Below are 22,200 nucleotides of genomic sequence, written 5' to 3' on the forward strand. Positions count from 1 at the left end.
TAATTCCTAATTTGTAATTCGTAATTCGTAATTCGCAATTCATACGATTTTCATGAAAAAGATACTTGTAATACAGCAGAAAATGATTGGTGATGTTTTGGCCAGTTCTATTCTTTGCAACAACTTAAGGACTATCTATCCTGATGCGCAGATTGATTATCTGATCTACCCTTTTACAAAACCGGTAGTAGAAAACAATCCGAACATTGACCATCTGGTACTTTTCAAGGATGAATTTCGTAAAAGCAAAAAAGCACTGCTCCGTTTTCTGGTTTCCATCCGAAAAGAAAAATACGATGCCGTTGTTGATGCCTATGGAAAGCTCGAAAGCAATCTTGTAGTGGGAATGTCTGGTGCAAAAAAGAAAATAGGATTTCACAAGTCGTATACCAACTTTTTATATACCGATACATTCAAAGAACTTTCTAAGCCAAAAACTTCAGCAGGTCTGGCTATTGAAAACAGGATGTTGCTGTTACAGCCATTTTCCTCAGGAGCTTCGCTTGACAATAGGCCCAAAATATTCTTGACAGAAGAAGAAATCAAAAACGGAAAAGATATCTTAGTCCGAAACAATATTGATTTTTCGAACAAAATCTATATGATAGGCGTATTGGGAAGCGGCCATAACAAAACCTATCCTTTTTCTTATATGGCAAAGTTACTGGACGCAATAGTCGCTAAAACGAATGCTACACTCCTATTCAATTATATTCCTTCGCAATCTGAAGAAGCAAAAAAAATATTCGGATTGTGTCTGCCGGAAACCCAAAAGAACATTAAGATTGATATAATCCCCGGAAGTATTCGGGAATTCTTGTCTATAACACATCATTGCAATGCTCTGATTGGTAATGAAGGTGGTGCTGTAAATATGGCCAAAGCTTTATTCAGGCCAACATTTACGATATTTTCTACTTGGATAAAAAAAGAAGCATGGAATGCCTTTGAAGATGGGATCCATCACACTTCAGTACATCTCAAAGATTTTAAGCCGGAATTGTATGGCGAAAAATCGGCAAAAGAAATGAAAAACCAGGCCTTGAAATTGTACGAGTCCTTTACACCGGAACTTATTCTTCCGGAACTCAATAACTATTTAGAGAAAAACTAATTGGAATCTATTCCGATTGGTGTCTTGATCACTTTATTTTTTCGGGTGTTTTCACGAATGGCAAAATTCTTTTTCCAGGTGGCTTCGTTTACATAGCCTCTTGCGTGATCCAAATGAACTACAATAGCGCTATAACGGATCTGTTTTGATTTCAGTCCTTTGTTAAAAAGCCTCTCGCCTAGTTCCCTGTCCTGTCCGCCATATTGCATTTCCTGATTAAAACCATTAATGGCAACCAAATCGTCTTTCCAACCGGAAGCATTATGCCCGTTCCAGGTAGCTTTTGTTGGCGTAATAAAGTTCAAAAACTTTGCCCATCCACCAGAAGCAGACAGTTTTGTATTTTTAAATGATTTTTTCAAGCCTCTATTAACCAGCCATTTCACATCAAAACAATTTTGATGCAGGATATCATTTTTGGTAATAGCCTGAGAAATGTTCATAGGAAGCATAAAATAACCGCCGGAAAGAAAATAACCTCTTTCACGATAGTGAAGATGTGTTTCTATAAAATCCTTTCTCGGAATGCAATCCCCATCAGTAAAAATAAGATAATCAGTACTCGAAGCAACAATTGCCTTATTTAGTATTTGTGATTTTTGGAAACCGTTATCTTCCTGCCATACGTGAATCAGCGGCATCGAAATTTGCGATCTTAAAGTATCAAGCAGTTCTTTTGTTTTGGGTTTCGACCCATCATCAGCAATAATAATTTCAAAGTTAAGTTCAGTTTGCACACTAAATCCCCATATAACTTTTTCAAGCCATTCCTCAGAATTATAGGTGCTCATTATTACGGATGCTTTCATAATCTACTTTAAATGCAAAAAATTATTTCCAGAAGAACAGTTTTTTCTTGAGGCGTTTCTTCCTATGGAATCTGTTTCTGAAAGATTCTGTTTCTACAATCATCATTTTCAAGATTTCCTCATATGGCTTGCCGTAAAGTTTTGCATATTCATCACTCATTACTTCCACCAATTCTCTTTTTGGCGTTAGCTTGGATAAATTGACAATACGCTGCTTCAACGTCATCGATTTATGAAACTGCATTCTGTTCAGGTCAACCAAAAAGAAATCATATTTTCCTTCACCCTTTTTTTTGATCAGCGTATTTCCGGGAGTATGGTCCAGAAATTCAATACCATTTTCATGTAAGTTAAATGAAAACTGAATAAACTGGCGCAGGATAGCCTCATGATCGGGATAATTCAAGTCGGTCGTCAGTTCTCTAAACGTCAAATCTGCATTCAGCTGTTCGCTGATGTAATAACTGTCGTAAAGAACATTTTTAAAATTTTCAAAATAAGCAATCGGTTGTGGTGTACCTATTCCTTTTTCCAATAGAATGTTGGCAAACTCAAAAGAACGTCTGGCTTTTGAACGCCTAAAAAATTTATAAGCTACCTGATTGATAAAATTAGGAATCTTAAAAGATTTGACATTCAGTGTAATCCCATCTAGTTCAAAGAGCCTAATTTTGTTGCGCTTTCCATCAACAAACAAAATACCTTTAGCCTCAAAGTTAGCAATACACTCTTTTATTGCTTCTTTCTGGTGTAAGAATTTTGGATTGTAAACTTCGTGCATTTATGGTTTTCTTATTTTGTTCACAAAAGTAACCATTTTCGATTTTAGAGTTCAAATAATTAATTTAATTTTACAAAAAAATTGCCGAAAGGTTAATTAGCACCTGATAAATGTTTAAACACTATCTGATTACTAGGTTTAATCTAAAAAATCCTGATTGGAACGTTACTAAAAATAACGAAACCTTACTGACAGACGAATGGATGGAAGACAGAATGTGGCTCTTCGAGAGTTTTTGTTTCCCATCTGTAGCTGCACAGACTAACAAGGATTTTAACTGGCTTATATTTTTTGACACTTCAACACCTGAAAAATATAAAAAGGCCATTACAGACCTGATTTCAGATAAAGTAAATATCAAGGCTTTTTATATCAATGGAATGCCTGAATTCTATCCGGCCATCCAGCAATTTATCTCTAAAGATTCACAGGATGTTCCTTATTTGATTACCTCCAGAATCGACAATGACGACTGCATCCACAAAAACTTTATCAACGAGGTACAGAGCAAATTCAAATCTCAGGAATATCAGGCGGTCGATATTATCGAAGGCTATTCGCTTCAGGTAGAGCCACGTTATATTTTGGGCAAAAAAGAGCATATTTTCAATCCGTTCATAAGCCTGATTGAAAAAAATGAGAACCCAAAAACTGTTTGGTTTAATGATCATACGCTTTGGAAAAAAGAAACCCGTATCACACAGATTACTGACAAACGCTTATGGATGTCAATCATTCATGAAAAAAACAAAGTGAATGAATTTGACGGCTACGACAATGTAAAATGGAGCGACATCAATAAAGATTTTATAGTTTCGGAAAAAATGAACAGCCTAATAGAAAAAGAACTTATTCCATATAAAAACTGGATGTTCTTGAGCTTAAAAAACCGATTATATGTAAAGTTGGTTTTGTTAAGCAAAAAAATTAAAAAAGCATTGGGTGTTTATAAAATAAAATAATATTGGTTAAGATTCTCATACGGTTACTTCCTCCAAAAAAATTGTTCTATATCTGAAAAATCCTACTTTATTAGAATCTAATTTTGTAGAAGAAAATATTGTTTTTTACTACTAGAATTAAGTTTTAATATCAAAAAATGTCTTAAAAATCCATCAAACTATTGAAATCCAATATAATTAAGATTTTTTTAACACATCCTCCAAACATCTTGTTTCTTAAATCTAAAAAGACTTATCTTTGCGAAAAAAATCAAATTTTTATACATTTTGCAAGCGATATTGAGAATTGAAGCAGCCAACATTTCAGCAAAAGACAAAAACGATAGGCAAAACAGGGTTTGCAATTAAGAAGTGAGAAAAAAACATTTTCTCATTGTAAACCGCTATAAAAAGAGAGATGAAAATTGCGTTGATTAGTTTTGATAATTGGGGATTGAATGAAGGAATTGCAAAAGTCTTAAAACAAGATGGACACACTGTGCACCATATTGATTTTCACAACTTTATATACAAATACCCTAATTTCTATTACAAAATTTATAATTCTTTCCTGAAAGTTTTTTTTAAAAAAAACATCAAAAACATCTATTACGGGAAAGAAATTATCATGCGTCTAGAGCAAATTGGTGAAAAGCAGGATTTAATCCTGACCATCAAAGGAGACTTTATTGATAGAAAATACCTAAAGAAAATAAAAAATCATACGAAAAAATCCATTGGTTTTTTTAATGACAGTGCAACCCGTTGTCCCAAAATAAAGAAAGTTGCATCTGCATTTGACCAAGCCTTTTCTTTTGAAAAAGAGGACTGTGAAAAATTAGGTCTGACATTTGCTCCCAACTGGATTTATGTAGAGAACAAGAATAGCAGCAACGGGCCTTTTGAATTTAAAGTTTTCAATGTCTGTTCGAAGGACAAAAGACTACCTATCCTTTCAAGAATTATTACTGAGTTAAAAGCGAAACAAATAAAGCACAAGATTATTGTTTTTAGCACAGGTGATAAGTGTTCTAAAAGTGAAATCGAATTTTTCTTTGAAAGAATTTCATTAGAAGAAATCTCAAAATATATTGAAAAATCAAAATCCCTCTTAGATATCAAAAGAGATGGTCAATATGGATTAACTTTCAGGATTTTTGAAAGTATCGGGTTAGAAAAGAAACTAATAACCACGAATCCTGATATTGTAAATTATGATTTTTACAATCCCAATAATATCCTGGTCATAGATGAAAAAAATCCGGAAATCCCCGTTTCATTTTTTGAAAGCAATTATGAAAAGCTTCCGGAAGAAATCTACCAGAAATATACTATAAAAGGTTGGGTTCAAAATGTTTTATTCCACAAATAGATAAAAAGTTATGTCGCTAAAAAAAGACTTCCTGAAATTCAAACATCAGCTTAAAAGCTTTGTTTCACAGGGCCATCATAAATCCTTCAAAAAAAAATATTTCAAACAGCACTATTCCGATACAAAAAAACTGATTCTCTTTTTTGTTCCTGCTGGAACTGACAGGATTAATGGCGGTATTTTGTCAATATGTACTATTTATAATATTGTCAAGAAATTGAAAGACATCCATGGATGTGATGTAGTTGCTAGTTTTTTGCCGGGAAAAAGTGAAACCGACTATCAATACAGAAAGTTTTCAAATGAGATGATCATTTATACTTTCAAAGAAATTGAGCACTATTTTGGCGCTCTTGATTTTGCAGAAATCCATATTCCGGATGTTATGATTTCGGCTTTCAATAAAGGAAATAAACGAATGGTTCCTTTTTTCAGATGGGCAGAAAAAATAAAAAGTATCAAAATCAATCTGCTAAACCAGAATGATCTTTTTATGCCGCCGATTGAAAAAATCGACAACGTCAAGAAAATGTTTCCAAATACGACTATGACAATGGCTCACAAGCGTTATGCTACCCTTGAAAAAAGAAATTATTACGGAGTTCCACTTCATCTTTTTTCAGCATGGCTGAGCCCTACTCCATACAACAGAAAGGTTTTTAGTGAGAAAGAAAATTTAGTTATCTATTCTCCTGATAAAATTCAATGGGTTCCCAACTCCAGCACTCTGACAAAAGAGGAAATCTTGGCAAACCTAAAAGCCAAACTTCCCCATTATACTTTTGTCGAAATAACAAACATGAAGTACGACACTTATAAAGATTATGCTTCAAGAGCTAAATTCGTCATTACTTTTGGTGAAGGATTAGACGGGTATCTTATAGAAACCATCTTCTCCGGAGGCATTTCATTTGCCGTTTATAATGAAATTTTCTTTACTGAGGATTTTAAAAACCTGCCAACATTATATGCATCATTTGATGAAATGAATGAAAAAATTGCAGGCGCTATCAAACAGTATGACAATCCTGAAACGTTTAAAGAGTATCAGGATAAACTGGATATTATTGTTAACAAATTATACAGTTTTAACATGCTTGAAAATAACATAAAGCAGTATTATTTGCATAACTTTGATTTTAAATAATCCAAATGATAAACGTAACACAGACATTTCTACCACCACAAGGCGAATATAACAACCTGGTTAAAAGAGCTTGGGATAGTAAGTGGCTTACAAACAGAGGCGAACTGACCTTAGAATTGGAAAACAAGCTAAAAGAAAGGCTGAATATTGATTCCATTTTAATCACCAATAACGGTACCGTTCCATTACAAATTGCCTTAAAACTTTTAGGCAAAGGAGGCGAAATCATCACGACGCCTTTCTCTTATGTAGCCACCACTTCGGCAATTGTCTGGGAAAATTGCGAACCTGTTTTTGTGGATATCGATCCGGAATACCTGACCATAGACGAAACTAAAATAGAAGCTGCTATAACTCCAAGAACTACGGCTATACTGGCTACACATGTTTTTGGCAATCCTTGTCATGTTGAAGCAATTGAAGCGATTGCTAAAAAACACAATTTAAAAGTCATTTATGATGCCGCCCATTCTTTTGGCATAGAATATAAGAACCAGTCTGTTTTTAACTTTGGTGATGTAAGTACTTGTAGCTTCCATGCAACAAAATTATTCCATACCGGCGAAGGTGGTGCGCTTTTTTGTAACGACAAAGATCTTTTCCATAAGTTATATTACAGCCATAATTTTGGACATAACGGGCCATTGGATTTTCATGGCTTAGGAATCAATGCAAAGATTTCAGAGCTACAATCTGCTATGGGATTGGCCGTTTTACCATATATCGACACTATTCTTGCAGAACGAAAAAAAGTTGTGGATTTTTATACCGACAATTTAAATTTTTCAAACCTGCAAACTTTAAAGGTTCGTGAACATACAAAATGGAACTATAGCTATTATCCGATCATTTTGGATTCTGAAGAAACGCTATTAAGAGTACAAAAGGCATTAAACGAAAATAAAATTTTCCCAAGAAGATATTTTTATCCTTCTCTAAATACGGTTAATTTTATAAAAAATACTGAAATGCCTATTTCAGAATCGATTGCAAAAAGGATTATGTGTCTTCCTTTATATGTGGGACTAGAAACAGAAGATTTAGAAAAAATTACTTCTATAATCAATCAAAACATATGATAATTATTGGAGCCAAAGGTCATGCTAAAGAAGTTTTCGATATTGTAACTATCGATAAACCAAATTCTTTTTATTTTTTTGATAACATTAGTACAGACCTTGAAGACTCTTTATTTTCTTATCCTATTTTAAAAACCACTGAAGAAGCCCAATCTATACTTGAAAAAAATCCCGATTTCATCTTAGGACTGGGAAATGTTTTCAGCAGAAATAAAGTGTATAACTTATTTTTAGGATATAATGGCAATCCAGCTTCAGCAATAGCACAAAATGCTGTCATTAGCAAAAGTGCTGTTTTGGGAAATGGGCTCAACATCATGCCATTTTCATTTATATCTGCCGACACCCTGATTGGAAACGGTTCGCTTATAAATGCCTATGCCAGCATTCATCATGACTGCAAAATTGGCGAATTTGTAGAAGTATCGCCTGGAGCAAAAGTTTTAGGTAATTGTGAGATTGGTGCTTTTACAACAATTGGTGCCAATGCTACAATTTTGCCAAAATTAAAAATCGGGAAAAATGTAACCATAGGAGCCGGTGCTGTTGTAACAAAAGATATTGAAGACAACGCTGTTGTTGTTGGAGTTCCTGGGAAAATAATTAAATATAACGATTCAAAAATATGAACGAAGAAGTTCACAAAGCATACGAAGTCATCAAAGAAGGCGGTATTATTCTCTATCCTACGGAAACAGTCTGGGGAATTGGTTGTGATGCAACCAATCCTGATGCCGTAGCAAAAATTTATGCCCTGAAACAAAGAGAAGAATCAAAATCGATGATTGTGTTGATGAATGGCGAAAGAATGGTATACAATGTCTTTAAAGACATTCCCGAAGTGGCCTGGCAAATTTTAGATCTTTCAGAAAAACCAACTACACTTATTTTGGACAATCCCAGAAATATTGCCAAGAATCTGATCGCTCCAGACAATACATTAGGCATGAGGATCGTAAAAGAACCTTTCTGTTTTAAGCTGTTGGAACGTATGAAAAAGCCATTGGTTTCGACTTCGGCCAACATATCCGGAATGCCTACTCCTATAAATTACAAAGAAATTAGCCCAGAGATTTTAAAGGGCGTTGACTATATCGTAAATTTGCAGCAAGAAAAGATGACAGGAAAGCCTTCTGCTATTATCAAACTGACTTCTGACAGTCAGGTGAAAATAATCCGAAAATAGCTATTGGCTACAGTTCTCAGAACTTTAAGCATAATTAATGAAAGACAAAACTTCATATAAAGAAGCAGTAAATAGTAAAATATTCCACGTAATCGCACAAGCTTCAAAAGAGCTTACCATTGACAGTTATGTTATTGGAGGATTTGTGCGGGATTTGCTTTTAAAAAGAAAATTTAAAAAAGACATTGACATTGTTGCTGTTGGTAGCGGCATCGAGTTGGCTTTGAAGGTTTCTGAATTACTTCCAAAAAAACCAAAAGTTCAGGTTTTTAAGACCTATGGAACTGCAATGCTTCGCTTTGAAGATACCGAAATCGAATTTGTAGGTGCGCGAAAAGAGTCCTATCATTTTGAAAGCAGAAATCCGGTAGTAGAAAACGGAACGCTGGAAGACGACCAAAACCGCAGGGATTTTACCATAAACGCTTTGGCGATTTCGCTCAATGAAGCCAATTTTGGAGAACTTGTCGATCCTTTCAACGGATTATCCGACCTGGAACTCAAAATCATAAAAACACCGCTCGATCCTGATATTACTTTTTCTGACGATCCGCTTCGTATGATGCGTGCCATCCGCTTTGCAGCACAATTGAATTTTGATATTGAAGAGGAATCGCTCAAAGCAATCGAACGAAACAGGGAAAGAATCAACATTATTTCAGGCGAACGTATTGTTGACGAGTTAAATAAAATCCTGATGACAGACAAGCCTTCTATTGGCTTCCTGTTATTGCACCAAACCAAACTACTGCATATCATACTTCCTGAACTGACAGCACTTGAAGGTGTTGACGAGTCGGAAGGACAAACTCATAAAGACAACTTTTACCATACGCTGGAAGTTGTGGATAATATTGCCCCAAATACAGACGATGTATGGCTCCGATGGTCTGCCCTGCTCCATGATATTGGAAAAGCGCCTACGAAACGCCATCATAAAAGAAACGGATGGTCGTTTCATGGACATGAGTTTGTTGGCGGAAAAATGGTTAAAAAACTATTCGAAAGGCTACACATGCCATTAAACCATAAGATGAAATACGTTTCTAAAATGGTAATGATGAGCTCGCGCCCAATCGTATTGTCGCAAGATATTGTAACCGACTCCGCCGTAAGAAGGCTTATTTTTGATGCTGGTGAAGATATTGAAGACCTGATGGTTTTATGTGAGGCCGACATCACGACAAAAAACCCGAACAAATTCAAAAAATACCATAATAATTTCAAGATTGTACGCCAAAAGATCGTGGAAGTGGAAGAACGCGACCATGTGAGAAAATTCCAGCCTCCAATTTCCGGAGAAGAAATCATGGAAACATTTGGATTAAAACCCGGCAGAGAAATCGGCATCTTGAAAGAAGCTATCAAGGAAGCTATCCTTGAGGGTGAAATTCCTAACGAATATCAGCCCGCCTATGATTTCATGCTTAAGAGAGCAGAAAAATTAGGGTTGCAGAAAACAGCAAAATAGGCATCACCGCTCAATTCGAATTCAAACTAACTAAAAATGAAAAAATATTTTCCCTCTATTACCAAAACAGCTCTAATCTTAGTTTATTTGGTAATCATTGCCGGTGCCCTGGTTCGAATGACCGGTTCTGGAATGGGCTGTCCTGACTGGCCAAAATGTTTCGGCTATTATATTCCTCCAACAGATATTTCTGAACTTACCTGGTCGCCTGAACGTGAATTCAAAAAAGGACAGGTAATCATTAGAGGAGAAAAACTGCTCGTTGCCCAAGAAGATTTCAAATCTGGCAGCGAATTTGAAGAAAATCACTGGCAGGTGTATACAAAACATGATTACGCTTCGTTTAATCCAACCCATACATGGGTAGAATACATCAATCGTCTGTTTGGAGCATTGGCTGGACTGGCCTGCTTTATCATGGCTGTATTTTCGTTCAGCCTATGGAAACAAAGCAAAAAAATAACCTTGCTTTCATGGTTGGTTGTCTTTTTAATGGGTTTTCAGGCATGGTTGGGAGCAACGGTTGTTTACTCGGTATTGAATCCGGTAAAGATTACAATCCATATGGTTATGGCACTCTTCATCGTATGTATTATTTTGTATATCCTAAATCTGGCCAAGCCAAAACCGTCTACGTCTTTAAAATTTGACAAAGTTTTTGACAGTGTCCTGATTATTTCCCTGATCCTGACATTGACCCAGATCATCTTAGGAACGCAGGTGCGGCAATTTGTTGATGAACAGGTTAAGATCTATGGTTATGACACCATGCACAAAATTCTTGAAGATCCTATTATCGGGTTTTATTTCCACAGGACTTTTTCATTTGTGGTATTGTTAATCAATGTAATCCTGATTACCCGAAACAACAAGCTCCAATTAGGTTTCAAAAAAATCAATTGGGTCATGTGGCTTCTGGGTATTGAAATTCTTTCGGGAATTGTAATGTATTGGTACGATTTCCCATTTGGTTCGCAAACCATACATCTTGTAGTCGCATCGCTTTTGTTTGGAACACAGTTTTACCTAATTTTAGAAAGTAAAAACAGAGAAATAAAATAACATATATGAAACAGCCCTTTTTAGTTATTTGTAGTTGTTTTTTGGTAACAACACTTGCTTTAGGTCAAAACAAAAATTCAATCCCAGATAAAGACCTGATAACAATCTGCAAAACCTGGGGACTGTTGAAGTACTATGATCCTGTTCTTTCAAGTGGAAAAATAGATGCTGACTCTTTATTGGTTTCGGCTTTAGACCAAAAACTTCCTGCTGAAAAAACGATACCGGCCTGGATTGATTTCCTGAAAACCAAAACAGTTCCTAAAACATCTGAGGTTGTATCCTGTAAAGATCAAGACAATAGAAATGTATCGACAGCATGGATTCAAAAAGATAAAAATCTCAACGCTGTACAAAAAAAACACCTTTCCGGACTGATTTCATCCAATCAGATACCGGGCGGTTATTATTGCCAAAAAACAGATTTTATCCGTTACAATGGCGATAACGAAAAAACGAACAAAGAGAAAGCATTAGAAGAGAACTACCGTCTTCTGAACTTATTTAGGGCCTGGAATGTTATTGAATATTTTTATCCGTATAAATATGGTATTTCAAAAAAGTGGGATGATGTCCTGAAAGAATTTATACCATTGGTTAAAAATGCAACTGATGCGCTTTCTTATAAAAAGACAATGATGCTTTTTTCGGGCTCAATTGAAGACACGCATTCAAGAATCGAACCGGTAAATTACAGGGAGATTTTTGGGAATTACGGCGCTCCTTTTACCTATCAGATTGCCGAAAATAAGATTGTAGTTACAAAACCGGTAGATATTGAAATATGTAAGGCTTTAGGCATTGAATATGGTGATGTAATCGAAACTGTAAATGGTGAATCTATTGACAAGATTATTCAAAGAAATTCAAAATACATTTCAGCTTCCAATGCTTCTGTAAAAATCAGGGATTCCTATAATTATATGTTCTATGGCGAAAAAGGAAGTTTTACGATTAAAGGTTACGATAAAAACAAAAAGCCATTTGAAAAAAAGATTGACAGAATTGACAGGTCCAGTGCAGTATGGTTTCAAAATGGACTTCCTGACAACAATTTAGTACGCTACGATGAAGGTGCTAAAAAAATAATCTACTCGACTATTACTAAAAACAATATAGGTTATATTGACTTTTCATTCTTTGAAACTTCTGAAGTTGACAGCATTATGAAGGCTATGAAAAACACAAAAGGAATAGTGTTTGACCTGAGAGGATACAGTACAAATGGTGGCGTTGTAAAAACTTTTAACTATCTTTTTCCGGAACCAAAATGGTTTGGTATTCTGACCAAACCTGATTTTGGCAAACCTGGTAGATTCTGCTGGCAGGATTACATTATTAGGGAAGATTATAAATACATTGGTAAGGCTAATCCGGATTATTATAAGGGGCATGTCGTTATCTTAATCGATGAAAATACACAAAGCCTTTTTGAAATGTGGTCAATGATTTTCAAAACCGCTCCAAATATTACTGTTGTAGGAAGGCAAACTGCCGGAGCAGACGGTAACGAGACTACTCTTCCTTTGGTAAATGGCGAAAAAATGATTTTTTCTGGTGTAGGAATTTTTTATCCGGACAAAAAAGAAACCCAACGAATAGGAATTATTCCTGATGTTGTAGTAAAGCCTACCATTTCTGATCTTCAAAACAAGAGAGATGCGCTTATTGAAAAAGGGTTTGAAGTGATACTCAAAAAATAATTATATAACTAATTCCTGAAATGATATAACATTTTTTCAGTGTTATCATGGTAACTTTACAATACAGAAATCGCACAAAAAGAATCAAATCTTTATTTGATTTTGAGTCCATTTTTCTCATCTGCAGTAATCGGGAATAATTTGGAAAAATTCAATGAAATGAATTCAAAATAAACAAATTTACCATTACAGTAATAAGACGAAAAAATGCATTCAAGGACTGTTTCATTAGCTTATCAATTTGATAGCTTTTGAAACAGTTTTTTTTTAGCCTATCCAGTTCTTAAAGTCATTGACCCGTTCCCTGCTCACTATTACCTCATCTTCTTTATAGGTTGGAAGAATTAATTTCAGTCGGGAGTTGCTATATACCACAATGTCTTTGATTGTTTTCATTGGAACGATAAACTTACGGCTTACTCGAAAAAAGTCTTTCGGATCTAATTCGGTTTCAAGCTGTTCTAATGTTCCTTCTAAAAGATAACTGCGATTATCAAGCGTATGAAGATAGGTTCCTTTGTTTTCGCTATAAAAACATTCGACTTCTTCAATATTAATCATTTTTAAATATTGCCCGGTTTTGATCGTAAAACGTTTCTTGTAGTTTTTGGCATCCGGACTGACGAGCATTTTTTTTATCATTTCCAAATCCAGCGACATGGATTCCGATTTTGGCTGTCGGGATTTAAATTTATTTACAGCCGCTTCCAAATCATCTTCATCAATAGGTTTGAGCAGATAATCAATACTATTTAGTTTGAATGCCCGTAAGGCATATTCATCATAAGCAGTCGTAAAAATAATGGCACTTTTTATATCAATAGCATCAAAAATTTCAAATGAAAGTCCGTCAGAAAGCTGGATATCTAAAAAAATCAGATCCGGATGCGGATTGTCCTGAAACCAATTGATTGCTTCTTCTACAGAATGTAGCATAGTGCTGGTTTCTATATCCAGTTTTTGTAGCTTTCTTTGAAGTAATCTTGCTGATGGTTTTTCGTCTTCGATAATTATAGTGGTCATATTCTTAATGATAGTTAATTTATTTTTTTTTGATTAAAAGCTGCTACTCCCATTTAGAAGTTTTCTCTCTTTTCATAATCTCGTTAATTTTCCTTTCTTCCCAATCTCCCCCTAAGAAAATGTTCTTTCCAAAAACCGAGGCAGCGTGAACCGCTAATCCGAATCCCCAAAAGAAGGCTACCGAAAATGTAGAAAATTTAAAAAACTCTTCTCCTGGCTTAAGATCGAAGTAGTGTCGCGAAATAAGAAATAAATTTACAAGTATATAGGCTATCAAATGCTTATAGAATCCTGAAATTGATTTCACACGTTTCTGTGCGCGTTCAAATTTTTGTTGTTCTCGTTCAGTCAGATTTTCCATTTTCTTATTTAATATTTTGATGGTAATAATTCTGTTTTCTTGTTTCTTTTTCGATAAGTTCGTTTATTTTTTTCTCTTCCCAGTTTTTTCCAAGGAAAGGATTATATCCAAATGCGGCCATTCCATGACATAAAAGTCCTGTTCCCCAGCCTAGCATTGAAAACCAAAACCAATAAAATTCAGGTGTAAAAACCAGATTGATTGTAATTAATATCGGTATGATGGTACAATACATCATAAGGTTATAATAAAATCCCCTGATTTCCTTTGCTCTTTTTTTGGCTTTTTCGTAAGCCATTTTTTCAGAATTAAAATCTTCCATGACCATTTGAGTTATTACTATTGCCATTTATCGTGCTTGTCTTTTTCCATCAGTTGCCTGATTTTCTTTTCTTCCCAATCATTGCCCAAAAAAGGCATATAATTAAAAACACTCATGCCGTGGATCGCTACTCCTATTCCCCATCCAATTGCAGGATAAAGAAACCACAAATGGGCCGGAGAGGTTATCAAATTCAACGCTAATAATCCAATATTTACAACGATATAGGAGGTCAGGTTACCATAAAACCCTTTGATATCTTCTACTTTTTTCTGGGCCTTACGATATATGCTTTCTTGTGTGTTATAATCAGTTTCCATAATTGCTATTTGTTTGGTGAGCATTGGCAGTTCAACTCTGAAATGTTTTTCTGTCTGCTCAATTTTTACTTTTCTATTAGTTATAATCGCATAGCGGTCTATAATATTCTGTAATCCTACTCCTTTCCTGTCTTGCAAGACTTCTTTTTTCTGATAATCGTTTTCGATAACCAGATAATCCCCTTTTTCATAAATCCTGATATGTAAAGGTTTCATTTCGCTTGCAATGTTATGCTTTACAGTATTTTCCAGAAGAAGCTGTAACGAGAGCGGAACTACTTTTGCACCAGGATTTTTAACCGATGCAGGCAATTCATAAAACACGCTGTTTTCAAACCTCATTTTTAGCAGATTCATATAGGTCTTTGCAAATGAAAGCTCTTCTTCAACGCTTACCAATTCCTTATCTTTTTGTTCCAAAACATAACGGTATATTTTGGAAAGCGATGTTGTAAACCGCTGTGCATTATCCGGATTTTCTTCAATAAGCGATGTTAATACGTTTAAGCTATTAAAAAGGAAATGCGGGTCTATCTGATTTTTTAATGTCTCGAACTTTGCAGAAGCCGTTCCCGCAATAATCTTCTGTTCCTTGACTTTATTTTCCTGAGATTTTTTGTAAAAATAAATTAAATGGAAAACCAGAGTTACCACCATAGTTATCATCAGGCAGACAACATAGAATCTATAGTTTTCCTTTGTTATAAATTCTGAATAACTCTTTTTTTCTAAGACTAATGCGATGAATAATCTTATGATAAAAATCCCAATAACCGTAAGAACAACACTTCCAAGAATACTGAGGGTCAGTCTATATCTTTTGTATTTCTTCCACACCATTCTATTATTCAGAAAATCAAAATAGGTAGAGTTGATAGCAGTTAGGACAATACCATATAAACAATAATGTCCCATCTCTTCAAACAAAGAAGCATCCCAAGAAAAATTTCTTCCAAACATGGCTTCAAGCACAAACATTATTGCTATAATGGCACAGCTAACAACAAAACCTGTTATGATTGTCTTAAAGATATATTTGATTGCTTTTTGCATGGAAGATGGTAATTGTTATTATTTCTTTTTATTGCACTCTTTCTGAGCCTCTAAGGCTCTGTCAAGTCCCCAGTTTGGATGAAAAGGTGTTTCCGGTTTAAATTTAGCAAAAAGTTCAATTGCTTTGTCAATCTGCGCGCACATTGGTTTTGTGTCATTCCCGAAGTAACGTGCTCCTCCTATTTCAAATTCTGCTTTCGAAAATAATGCTCTTGGATTTTCCGGAGCAATCGCTAATGCCTTATCATAAAGTGCTATCGTTTTGGCAGATAGCTTCATTCCGTTTGTCATTGGATCAGACACTATCCAGGCTGTATTAATCATTGCCTGTAATACTAACAGTTCCGGGTTTTCCGGATTTTTATCCAGTTCTATGTTCAATGTTTCCTGGGCTTTGCCTAACAACGCAGCTACCTTGTCTTTGTCTTTTGTTTGGAAAGCCGCTGTAGTATTAACCATCGCTACATAATAATTTGGAAGCCAGTTGTTTTTTTCTGCCGAAGCTATTCTTTCAAATAAAGCCGATGCTTCTGCCGTTTTTCCTTCGCCCCAAAGTGCAAAGCCTTTCTGCATTCCTTGTTCATACTGTGTCTGTGCACCTACCAAAGAGGTCACAAAAAAAACTAGGGTAATGATACATTTTGTCATAATCGAAAATTTTTAGGTTGGTATTGGTTTTATGATGATTGAAACATTTATTATTCTGATACAAATTTGCTTCGGAATTTTATCTTTTAAAAAAGAGACTGACTGAGTTGTTGAATTTTAGGGATGAAATGTTTTTTTTGAGGTGCTAAGGTTTTTTTGAGGTGCTAAGGTTCTAAGGTACTGAGGTACTAAGGTTTTGAGATGTGGAGGTAAATGTTTTGTTCTTTTGCTCAGGAATTTAATAACTTAGTTCCTTACTACCTTTCTTAATTATCTTCTTTCAAAGTACTAACATCTAAACTCTCAAAACAAACCTTAGAGCCTCAGCACCTCAGCGCCTTTTAAACAATCCTTTTTCAAAGCACTAACATCTAACCTCCCAAAACAAACCTTAGCGCCTTAGAACCTTAGCATCTTTTAAACTACTCTTTTTCAAAAGCACTAACATCTACATTCCCAAAACAAACCTCAGCACCTTAGCACCTTTATAAATTTTTCAACTGATTATCTTTCTTATTGTCACTTATCGTCCAGAAAAAGCCTACGAAGAAAAAACGGTCGGCTGGCTGTCCGATAGCACGACGCTGAAACTGTCCGCTAGTATCCGGATTGTTAGCATATTGGTATCCGAAGACATTGTCTGTTCCCAAAACATTTGAAACGGAGAAATAAAGTATTTTTTGTTGCGAAACCAGATACGCCCAGCTAAAGCTCAAGTTATTATAAGCCTTTGTCTTTCCATTCATAAAATTGGTGTCATTCGGATTGTTATAAGGTCTTCCTGAGTTAAAGCTATGAGTTAATCCAATTTGAGATCTCAGGCTGTTTACCCAGTACTTTGTAACAAGAGACAGCGAATGGTCAGCCACAAAGCTAGGCGTAACTTCTTTCGGATAGTTTTTAAAATCTCTTTCTGTGTTTATATAAGAGTAGGAAAACCAATATTCCAGATTCTTAAATGTCGTATTATCTCTCCAGTACAGGTCAATTCCTTTAGCAAAACCTTTTCCGTTATTATTGAATTGGGAATCAAACTGCACTGTTTCTGTATCATACTTTACCAAGTCTCTGTATTGTTTGAGGTATGCCTCAGCACGGAATGTTCTTCCTGACTTGTTGTATTCGTAATTTAATATATAGTGTGCTGTTTTCTCACTTTCAAAATGATTAGAATATTTTAGGTATTCTTGTCTTGGAGATTGCACAAAATCTCCATAGGCAAAAGACAATTGCCCGTTATCACTTATCTTATATCCTAAAGAAAATCGTGGTGTAAGGTTAGATTCCTGTAGCAAATCCGTATACGAAAAACGGAAACCTGCTTTGGCTGCAAATCTTTTCGAAAAGAAAATATTTGCTTCTGCATACGTTGCTGCGATATTGTTATCGTATCCGGAAGAAAAAGTACTTCCTGCGTTTTCTGTAAAATCTTCGTCAAATTTAGTCGTGAAATAATCAGCTCCAGCTGTCAATTTTATTCTTTCGGTAATATTTTTACCAATTTTTATCTTCATATGGGTAGCATGCTCGGCATTTTTCAAGTTATCCAATGCTATTCCCATCTTGTTCTGCGAATAGCCGTAACTAACTCCCGTTGTCAATTGGTAATTACTCCCGAAATAACCCTTATAAGAAGAATTTAGATAGAAGTTATTATTTCGCATATCAATTCTAATTTTTTCCGGCTGGTTAATATCTTCCTGGTTCAGGTCAAAATCTGCCGCATCAAAAGCCATGTAAGTCTTAAGTGTTCCATTATTAAAATGATAGCGGTAAACCATCTCTCCTGATATAGACTGATAAGCTCTGTTCCAATCTACAGCCTGAGGAACCGCCACCTGGTAGGGAGCCAGATTCACGTAAGAAGCATTTACACTTAGGGAGCTTTTTTCCCATTTCTGCGTATTTCCTACTCCTAAACCAACAGTCATTAACGAAATATCTGTTTTATTCTGATCTGGGTCTTCAATTGTGTTTAATAATAAAACGCTCGACAATGCTTCTCCATATTCTGCACTATAGCCTCCCGTTGAAAAGGCAATGCCACTAAAAAGAAAAGGTGAAAAACGTCCTCGTGTTGGCAAGTTGTTTGCAGTTGCGCCATAAGGTTGTGAAACGCGAAGCCCATCGACATAGGTTTGAGTCTCATCTGCCTCGCCACCTCTTACAAAAAGACGGCCATCTTCGCCAACATTTTGTGTACCTGGCAGAGTAAGCAATGCTCCTATAATATTACCGGCAGATCCGGCAGTCGTAACAATATCCAACGGTTTTAGGACGGAAACTCTTGCTTTATCGCCTGATTCAAAAGTTCCGGCAGTAATGACAACCGCATCAAGCGTGTTAACGGATTCTTTCATCTTGACCGTCTTGTTCTTAAAATCTTCAACTGTTATTTCCTGATTCAAAGTTTCATAAGTCAAAAAAGTAACCACCAGTTTTTGTTTTCCGGTTACTGTAGTCTGAAAACTGAAATTTCCTTGCTCATTTGAAGAATCACCATCATAAGTTCCTTCAATAAAAACATTGGCTCCAGCGATAGGGCGTCCTTTTTCGTCAACGACTTTTCCGGAAATCGTTTGCTGTGCAAAAGTTGCGATGGAGAAAGTAAGAAATAATAGTGTAAAAATATTTTTCATTGGTTTGGTGTTTTTGATGAAGCAAAGTTGCATTTGGAAAGTCTACTTTCATAATAAAGATTACCGAATTGTATTTTTTCGAGGATGAATTGCAATGCAAATCATAAAAACCTTCCGCATCTGGTTTTGTTTTTATACTTTTAATGTGAATTAACACTGTATTACTATGAAAATTCCGCAGCAGTACCTTCCCGTCATGCCCTATCTTATATTGAATAAGGCCAATGATTTTTTAGAGTTTTCCAAAACAGTATTGGGAGCCAAAGAACAGCTTATTGTTCCTGGGAAAAACAACTCGATAATGCATGGAGAAATCAGGATTAAGGATGCCGTAGTGATGTTTGCGCAAGCCAATGACAACTGGCACCAAAAAAACTGTGGTATGTTCTTATTTATTGAAAGAATAGATGATGTTTTCAATCTCGCCATACAAAAAGGTTCGAAAACCCTTAAAAATCCAGGACAGGAAGAATACGGTTATACTGCAGGATTTGAAGATCCTTTTGGGAATCAATGGTGGATTACTGAACCCTTAAGAGAATAATATATATGCTAAAGCTCAACAAAGTACACCATATAGCCATAATCTGTTCGGATTATGAAGTATCAAAACATTTTTACACAAAAATTTTAGGTTTCGAAATCCTGGCTGAAACCTACCGCAGCGAAAGAGATTCTTATAAGCTGGATTTGGCGCTGAATGGAAATTATTCTATAGAACTTTTTTCATTTCCAAATCCGCCTAGCCGTGTTTCCCGCCCGGAAGCCTGTGGATTGCGGCATTTGGCTTTTGAGGTTGATGATATACAAAAGACACGACACTATTTAGTCGAAAACAATTTGAATCCGGAACCGTTACGAACTGATGAATTTACAAACAAACGTTTTACATTCATAGCAGACCCTGATAATCTGCCGATTGAATTTTATGAAGCCTAAAAATCGATTGCCGATTTCGACCGTATATCAAAAATTCCAAGAATGCAAAATCTAAAAATCAGAATTTAAATTTTACCTTTGGCGTTTCAAAAATACATTTAGATTATGGTTTATAAATTCAGGGTAATACTCGATGCGGAAGAAGATGTTTTCAGAGATATTGCCATTCAGGACAACGACACTTTAGAAGACCTGCATAACGCTATTGTCAATGCTTTTGGCTTTGACGGTATGGAAGTAGCTTCATTTTACACCAGTGACGACCAGTGGAATCAGGACGAAGAAATCCCTATGTTTGACACAGGAGATATACCGGGTGAGCAAAAAGTAATGTCTGATTTTGAGCTTTCTGAAGTTTTAGATGAAGAAAGAACAAAAATCATTTATGTTTATGACTTTATCAATATGTGGACTTTCTTTGTAGAATTGGCTGCCATTGAAGAGCATGTTCCGGGACAAATTTATCCGGATGTATTATTCTCTCATGGAATAGTACCTCTTGAAGCACCTGACAAAGATTTTAGCGACTCTGCCGTAAATGATTTCGATTATGATGAGGACGACTTTGACGAAGACGATCTTGATATGTTGGACGGAGGTGATAATTTTGAGGATTACGGATTTGAGGAGAATTGGAATTAGTTTTTTTTTAGGGGCTAAGTTGCTAAGGTTCTGAGGTTTTGTTCGAAGATTGGACTATATTTGAGGAAATCTTAAAATATACGCCATGAACAATTTTAGAAACTTACTTATTTGGCAGAAGTCAATGGCTTTAGTAACCGGCATTTATAATTCTACCAAAACATTTCCAAAAGAAGAAGTGTTTGGCCTCACATCACAAATTAGAAGATGTGCCATCTCAATTCCAAGCAATATTGCCGAAGGATTTGGCAGAGAAAGCAATAAAGACTATCTCCGTTTTCTAAACATTTCAATTAGTTCACTTTTTGAACTGCAAACACAATTAGAAATAGCTAAAAATATCAGCTATTTTACAACAGAACAATTTAACAAACAATACAAAGGCAGCCGGGAGGTTGAGAGAATGCTTATCGCTTTTATAAACAAAATAAAAGAACGTAAATAACCTTAGCGCCTTAGTACCTTTTTACCTTAGCAACTTTTAAAAAAATGATCAACTTATTTAACACCCACATCGAAACTCTTTCCGTTCATAGAGTAGGAAACAAAAGCCGTAACGAAGCCTTCTTTTTGTCTGAATCGCCTTATGGGCTGAACGATGAGATCATGCCTTTGCTAAAAGAATTTTTCTTCAAGTCATTTAGAGAAAAGGAAGAAAATTATTTCCAGTTTGCTCATGATGTAGATTTGGAATACAATGAAATGTACAACTTTGCCAGCGAGATTTTCAACAATCCTGGTAGTGTTCATGAGGTTTCAAAAAAGATAACAAAACATCTTTTTGAGCAATCCAACCATCCGCACATCAAAAACGGTGAGGTTTATGTTGCTTATCTTACCAATCTGAGCATTGACAACAATGTGGTAGATGCCGTTGGAGTATTCAAAAGCGAATTGCAATCTGACTTCCTACAGTTCGAAGAAAAAGAAAGCAATCTTGAAATGATCTTACAACATGGAATCAACCTGAACAAGCTAGACAAAGGATGTCTTATTTTCAACCATAAAAAAGAAGAAGGATATAAAATCCTTACAGTAGACAGCAACCGATATGATGCACGCTACTGGTTAGAGCACTTCCTTTCTGTAGATGCTTTCCAGGACGAAAACTTTATCACTAAAAAATATTTAAAGTTCTGTCAGGACTTCGCAAAAGACGTTGTATTGCCTGCTGAAGATAAAAAAGAAGAGGTAATGTTCATGAACCGTTCTGTGAACTATTTTGCAAAAAATGACGATTTCGTAGAGCAAAACTTCCTGAACGAAGTAATCGACAATCCGGATCTGATGTCGGAATTTAAAAACTATAAGGTCGACAAAGGAGAAAAATACAGCATTGAAGATGTGACTAACTTTCCTATCGCAAATGCAGCGGTTTCGGATGCACGAAAAAAAATCAAGAACGTAATCAATCTTGACACGAATATTCAAATCAAATTGGATTTCATCAACCCTGAAAGTGCTGAAAAATTTGTAGAAAAAGGATGGGATGAAGAGAAGCAGATGTACTATTACTTAGTATATTTCAACAAAGAGCAGAAATCCTAAGCCTATCCAAAATATTCAAAAATCCCCGATTACATAGCAA

The 22,200-nt window shown here is 35.5% G+C and carries 23 protein-coding genes; 15 read left to right on the top strand and 8 right to left on the bottom strand.

The annotated features are described in order from the left end of the window. The first annotated feature begins 52 nt into the window (after positions 1-52). On the top strand, positions 53-1,114 hold the full coding sequence (locus ABH942_RS02230) for a glycosyltransferase family 9 protein (RefSeq protein WP_370029368.1): 1,062 nt from the start codon (positions 53-55) through the stop codon (positions 1,112-1,114). On the opposite strand, the gene ABH942_RS02235 is transcribed toward ABH942_RS02230, so the two are convergent. Continuing rightward, positions 1,111-1,923, bottom strand: coding sequence for a glycosyltransferase family 2 protein (locus ABH942_RS02235; RefSeq protein WP_370029369.1), 813 nt, complete (start codon positions 1,921-1,923; stop codon positions 1,111-1,113). The two genes, ABH942_RS02230 and ABH942_RS02235, sit on opposite strands and share 4 nt — an antisense overlap. A gap of 22 nt (positions 1,924-1,945) precedes the next feature. Beyond that, positions 1,946-2,704, bottom strand: coding sequence for a lipopolysaccharide kinase InaA family protein (locus ABH942_RS02240; protein WP_370029370.1), 759 nt, complete (start codon positions 2,702-2,704; stop codon positions 1,946-1,948). 110 nt (positions 2,705-2,814) lie between these two features. On the opposite strand from ABH942_RS02240, the gene ABH942_RS02245 reads away from it, so the two are divergent. From ABH942_RS02245 to ABH942_RS02285, 9 genes are all read left to right on the top strand, one after another. Beyond that, positions 2,815-3,666, top strand: a complete 852-nt coding sequence (locus ABH942_RS02245; protein WP_370029371.1) for a glycosyltransferase — start codon at positions 2,815-2,817, stop codon at positions 3,664-3,666. A 397-nt stretch (positions 3,667-4,063) separates the two neighbouring features. Further along, the gene (locus ABH942_RS02250; RefSeq protein WP_370029372.1) at positions 4,064-5,017 is read left to right on the top strand and encodes a hypothetical protein; all 954 of its coding nucleotides are present in this window, start codon (positions 4,064-4,066) and stop codon (positions 5,015-5,017) included. Between the two features lie 10 nt (positions 5,018-5,027). Beyond that, positions 5,028-6,164 carry a hypothetical protein gene (locus ABH942_RS02255; RefSeq protein ID WP_370029373.1) on the top strand — a complete coding sequence of 379 codons (1,137 nt, stop codon included), beginning with the start codon at positions 5,028-5,030 and terminating at the stop codon, positions 6,162-6,164. Positions 6,165-6,169: 5 nt separating this feature from the next. Beyond that, complete coding sequence (locus ABH942_RS02260; RefSeq protein ID WP_370029374.1) at positions 6,170-7,243, top strand: DegT/DnrJ/EryC1/StrS family aminotransferase; 1,074 nt, start codon at positions 6,170-6,172, stop codon at positions 7,241-7,243. After that, complete coding sequence (locus ABH942_RS02265; protein WP_370029375.1) at positions 7,240-7,872, top strand: acetyltransferase; 633 nt, start codon at positions 7,240-7,242, stop codon at positions 7,870-7,872. Before ABH942_RS02260 ends, ABH942_RS02265 begins: the two co-directional genes overlap by 4 nt. Then, positions 7,869-8,429, top strand: coding sequence for an L-threonylcarbamoyladenylate synthase (locus ABH942_RS02270; RefSeq protein ID WP_370029376.1), 561 nt, complete (start codon positions 7,869-7,871; stop codon positions 8,427-8,429). The genes ABH942_RS02265 and ABH942_RS02270 overlap by 4 nt, the downstream gene beginning before the upstream one ends. A 37-nt stretch (positions 8,430-8,466) precedes the next feature. Then, positions 8,467-9,900, top strand: a complete 1,434-nt coding sequence (locus ABH942_RS02275) for a CCA tRNA nucleotidyltransferase (protein ID WP_370029377.1) — start codon at positions 8,467-8,469, stop codon at positions 9,898-9,900. A 36-nt stretch (positions 9,901-9,936) separates the two neighbouring features. Beyond that, the gene (locus ABH942_RS02280; RefSeq protein ID WP_370029378.1) at positions 9,937-10,962 is read left to right on the top strand and encodes a heme A synthase; all 1,026 of its coding nucleotides are present in this window, start codon (positions 9,937-9,939) and stop codon (positions 10,960-10,962) included. A 5-nt stretch (positions 10,963-10,967) separates the two neighbouring features. Then, complete coding sequence (locus ABH942_RS02285) at positions 10,968-12,665, top strand: S41 family peptidase (RefSeq protein WP_370029379.1); 1,698 nt, start codon at positions 10,968-10,970, stop codon at positions 12,663-12,665. 267 nt (positions 12,666-12,932) lie between these two features. On the opposite strand, the gene ABH942_RS02290 is transcribed toward ABH942_RS02285, so the two are convergent. The 6 genes from ABH942_RS02290 to ABH942_RS02315 form a co-directional block, all read right to left on the bottom strand. After that, positions 12,933-13,688: a LytR/AlgR family response regulator transcription factor gene (locus ABH942_RS02290; RefSeq protein WP_370029380.1), complete on the bottom strand. Its 756-nt coding sequence runs from the start codon at positions 13,686-13,688 to the stop codon at positions 12,933-12,935. Between the two features lie 43 nt (positions 13,689-13,731). Continuing rightward, positions 13,732-14,049: a 2TM domain-containing protein gene (locus ABH942_RS02295; protein ID WP_370029381.1), complete on the bottom strand. Its 318-nt coding sequence runs from the start codon at positions 14,047-14,049 to the stop codon at positions 13,732-13,734. 4 nt (positions 14,050-14,053) lie between these two features. Next, complete coding sequence (locus tag ABH942_RS02300; protein WP_370029382.1) at positions 14,054-14,398, bottom strand: 2TM domain-containing protein; 345 nt, start codon at positions 14,396-14,398, stop codon at positions 14,054-14,056. Continuing rightward, the gene (locus ABH942_RS02305; RefSeq protein WP_370029383.1) at positions 14,389-15,744 is read right to left on the bottom strand and encodes a 2TM domain-containing protein; all 1,356 of its coding nucleotides are present in this window, start codon (positions 15,742-15,744) and stop codon (positions 14,389-14,391) included. The genes ABH942_RS02300 and ABH942_RS02305 overlap by 10 nt, the downstream gene beginning before the upstream one ends. A gap of 18 nt (positions 15,745-15,762) precedes the next feature. Further along, a complete protein-coding gene (locus ABH942_RS02310) occupies positions 15,763-16,392 on the bottom strand; it encodes a tetratricopeptide repeat protein (protein ID WP_370029384.1) in 630 nt (209 codons plus the stop codon). Between the two features lie 485 nt (positions 16,393-16,877). After that, complete coding sequence (locus tag ABH942_RS02315; protein ID WP_370029385.1) at positions 16,878-19,031, bottom strand: TonB-dependent receptor domain-containing protein; 2,154 nt, start codon at positions 19,029-19,031, stop codon at positions 16,878-16,880. A gap of 166 nt (positions 19,032-19,197) precedes the next feature. Between ABH942_RS02315 and ABH942_RS02320 the strand changes: the two genes are divergently transcribed. The 5 genes from ABH942_RS02320 (at position 19,198) to ABH942_RS02340 (ending at position 22,160) form a co-directional block, all read left to right on the top strand. Next, positions 19,198-19,575, top strand: coding sequence for a VOC family protein (locus ABH942_RS02320; protein WP_370029386.1), 378 nt, complete (start codon positions 19,198-19,200; stop codon positions 19,573-19,575). 5 nt (positions 19,576-19,580) lie between these two features. Continuing rightward, positions 19,581-19,970, top strand: coding sequence for a VOC family protein (locus ABH942_RS02325; protein WP_370029387.1), 390 nt, complete (start codon positions 19,581-19,583; stop codon positions 19,968-19,970). Between the two features lie 105 nt (positions 19,971-20,075). Beyond that, positions 20,076-20,612 carry a hypothetical protein gene (locus ABH942_RS02330; RefSeq protein ID WP_370029388.1) on the top strand — a complete coding sequence of 179 codons (537 nt, stop codon included), beginning with the start codon at positions 20,076-20,078 and terminating at the stop codon, positions 20,610-20,612. An 85-nt stretch (positions 20,613-20,697) separates the two neighbouring features. After that, positions 20,698-21,057, top strand: coding sequence for a four helix bundle protein (locus tag ABH942_RS02335; protein ID WP_370029389.1), 360 nt, complete (start codon positions 20,698-20,700; stop codon positions 21,055-21,057). Positions 21,058-21,101: 44 nt separating this feature from the next. After that, positions 21,102-22,160, top strand: a complete 1,059-nt coding sequence (locus ABH942_RS02340) for a nucleoid-associated protein (protein WP_370029390.1) — start codon at positions 21,102-21,104, stop codon at positions 22,158-22,160. Positions 22,161-22,200 lie beyond the last annotated feature (40 nt).

Origin of the sequence: Flavobacterium sp. 28YEA47A (assembly GCF_041262125.1) — a bacterium.
Taxonomy (GTDB): domain Bacteria; phylum Bacteroidota; class Bacteroidia; order Flavobacteriales; family Flavobacteriaceae; genus Flavobacterium.